The organism is bacterium, from assembly GCA_040753555.1.
GTDB lineage: Bacteria > UBA9089 > UBA9088 > UBA9088 > UBA9088 > JBFLYE01.
The window spans coordinates 1-2,902 of sequence record JBFMDZ010000233.1 but is presented as its reverse complement, the minus strand read 5'-3'; the positions used below and the strand labels follow the sequence as shown (position 1 = coordinate 2,902).

4 protein-coding genes are annotated in these 2,902 nt (G+C 30.4%); all 4 read left to right on the top strand.

Annotation, left to right across the window (positions count from 1 at the left end; genetic code table 11):
* Positions 1-197, top strand: a 197-nt coding sequence (locus AB1630_11835) for a toprim domain-containing protein (protein MEW6104482.1), incomplete at its 5' end; no start/stop codon positions are given.
* Positions 194-1,627, top strand: coding sequence for a DNA methyltransferase (locus AB1630_11830; protein MEW6104481.1), 1,434 nt, complete (start codon positions 194-196; stop codon positions 1,625-1,627). The genes AB1630_11835 and AB1630_11830, both read left to right, overlap by 4 nt.
* Positions 1,628-2,761, top strand: coding sequence for a DpnII family type II restriction endonuclease (locus tag AB1630_11825; protein MEW6104480.1), 1,134 nt, complete (start codon positions 1,628-1,630; stop codon positions 2,759-2,761). It begins immediately after the preceding gene.
* Positions 2,762-2,778: 17 nt separating this feature from the next.
* Positions 2,779-2,902 (top strand): toprim domain-containing protein (locus AB1630_11820; GenBank protein MEW6104479.1); only part of this gene is annotated, 124 nt, incomplete at its 3' end.

Sequence of the window (2,902 nt, the reverse complement as noted above, 5' to 3'; positions counted from 1 at the left end):
AATATGTAACCATTAAGGGAAAGGAAAAGACCATTGCGAATATAAAGAAAGCCTCTTTGTCTTCTTCATCTATATTCCTTGCCCCTGACCCAGACAGGGAGGGAGAGGCAATCTCCTGGCATCTTGCCTATTATATTAAAAAAGAGCCAATCCATCGGCTTATTTTACACAAGATAACCAATTGCTTTTACTTATGAAGAACCTAATAGAAGAACAAATATTTGAGGCAAAGAGGATGGGTTTAACTGACCAAAAAATTGGTGAAAGATTCAATGTTAATTTGCGTTATATAGAGAAAGTTATAACAAAGAGATTGGGAATGAATGTTTCTATCCCTATTCTAAAGAAAGAGATAAAAATGTTACAACCCAAAAATTTCTTTCCAGAAACAAATACTGTTTGGAGCTTTAAATCTCGGGGGAATTGGGCAACTCATAATGGTAATTATCGGGGGAATTGGTCGCCTTATATCCCGAGAAATGTGATACAAAGATATTCTAAAGAAAGTGATTCAGTATTGGATTGTTTCTGTGGTGCGGGTACTACTGGTGTAGAATGTAAATTAACTAATAGAGATTTTATTGGTATAGATATAAATCCAAAGGCAATAGAATTAGCAAAAGAAAATGTTGATTTTCCAATTTATAGTTCTTTACCGGTAAAGATTGATTTCAAAGTCGGTGATGCCAGGAATATTTCGTCTATCAATAATGATAGTATTGATTTGATTTGTACCCATCCACCATATGCTAACATAATTCATTACACAGATAATCAAAAGCAGGATTTATCCTTTTGTGAGATAGATGAATTTCTTAATGAAATGTCTAAAGTGGCAAAAGAAAATTATAGAGTATTAAAAAACAATAAATATTGTGCAGTATTAATAGGAGATATGAGACAAAAAAGGCATGTTATCCCACTGGGTTTTTGGTTAATTGATGTATACTTAAAGGCTGGTTTTGTGCTTAAGGAATTAGTGGTTAAAAGACAGCATAACTGCAAAACCACAGGTTTTTGGTACAAAAATAGCGTTAAGTATAATTTCCTTTTGTTAGCACACGAATATCTGGCTATTTTTAAGAAAAGTTCAGGGGTTTCTAACCAGGTTATTTTAGAAGATGTTAAAGAATTCAAGAAGGATTACAGGAAACCTATTAAAATAAATCAACAAGAGTCAACAACCGTATGGATTTTTAACTTTAATGATTGGTATAGCAAAACAATTCAAAACATAGTTGAACGATACAATGGAAGAAGTCATTGTATTATTGATTCGCTTAATAAAATAGACAATATACACAACCCAAGGACACTGGTAATAATAACTTGCGCCACGAAAGAGGATTTTGAAAATTTTTGCAATATGACTAATAATCTTGTAAAATATATTAACCATCAAGGTTTCTTAGCTATAATTTGCAACGATGTTCGTTTAAAAGATGGCACCATATTCCCTATGGGTATAGAAGTTGAAAACCATCTTAGATACCAACGGGAATTAAAGATAAAAGAGATTGTAGTTATATCAATTGAAAAGAATGAGGATAAAATTGGTATTAAAGAAAATCTAAATATTTCGCATAAATATCTGCTTATTTATCGTGTCGAAAAAGGAGAAAAATAAATGAGGAATCCAGATGATATTTATATTGACTTCGCATCAAAAATTTCATTTTTAGAATTTATTCAGGATGAATTTAGAAATGCAAATATACCTACTAAAGAATTAGAAAGGGAAATATCTTTATTAGTGGCAAAAAAACAATGGAATATTGCCGATTTATCAGATTATGTAAAAGCTAATCCGCGTAGTTTTATTATTTTCCAGGAGATATTTCAACTACTGCGATTTACAAATGCTCAAGTTATTCATTTTGTTTTTGATATAGCAAAACTCAACTCTTTAAATATTGAGGCGATATATGAATATATGGTTTTAAACCTTAAATATGATAGTAACTTCAGAAAAATATATTTAAATAGTATTAACCCTGATTTAAAGTATGATGATTTTGTTGCCAGGATAGAACAATATAACAAGAAGTATTTGATAGCGGTTTTCAAGGTTGCCGTCTCAAAATACATTGATAAAGTTGTTAAAAAATTTGAGATATTAAAGGAGCGAATTACAAAAAGCGAATTTGAAGATTTCTCTATTAGGTTCTCCAATTATTTGTTGAACAACCTGAAATTGAATGAATTTCTTGCCTCAATAGATGTTGAGAAATTTCTGCAAAATAAAAGGATACCCATTGATACAAAAAGTCTCCATGGAAATTATCCAAAGATAAAGGTAATAAAACTATTGGAAAATAGTGGCTATACAAACATAGATAGCCTATTAAATAAAAATGGTATTCGGGTATTGAAACATAAATTACAACAGGAAATTATTTCATCTTTGCCTACTAAAAAGATATTCTGTACAGAACGCTATGTCGATGGAATCATTAAAATAAAGGATAACAAACTCAAAAAATTTGATTTGGTTATTTTTAGTCATAATCTTCCAAAATATTTGTTTGAGATAAATTTTTACTCAACCGAAGGAACAAAGATTGGAATAAACCAAAATGAATACATAGATTTGAACAACTATATCCGAAACAACTATAGTAATTTTCAATTTTATTGGATTACGGATGGTAATTATTGGTTAACAACCCAGGGCAAATCCCGATTTTTAAATTTGGTTAGGTTTTTTGATAAAATACTTAACATTAACATTTTTGCAGAACATTTAGATAATTTCAAGTGAATAATGGAGTTAACAAAATGAAAAAACCCTTAATCATCGTAGAAAGCCCGACAAAGGCAAAGACTATTACAAAATACCTTGAAGGTAAATACAATGTCCTTGCTTCAATGGGTCATATCAGAGACCTTCCCGAGAATGAGC

Bases quoted from the DNA above. Each gene is read 5' to 3' on its own strand.
- AB1630_11830 (MEW6104481.1), top strand. From the start codon at position 194: ATGAAGAACCTAATAGAAGAACAAATATTTGAGGCAAAGAGGATGGGT.
- AB1630_11825 (MEW6104480.1), top strand. From the start codon at position 1,628: ATGAGGAATCCAGATGATATTTATATTGACTTCGCATCAAAAATTTCA.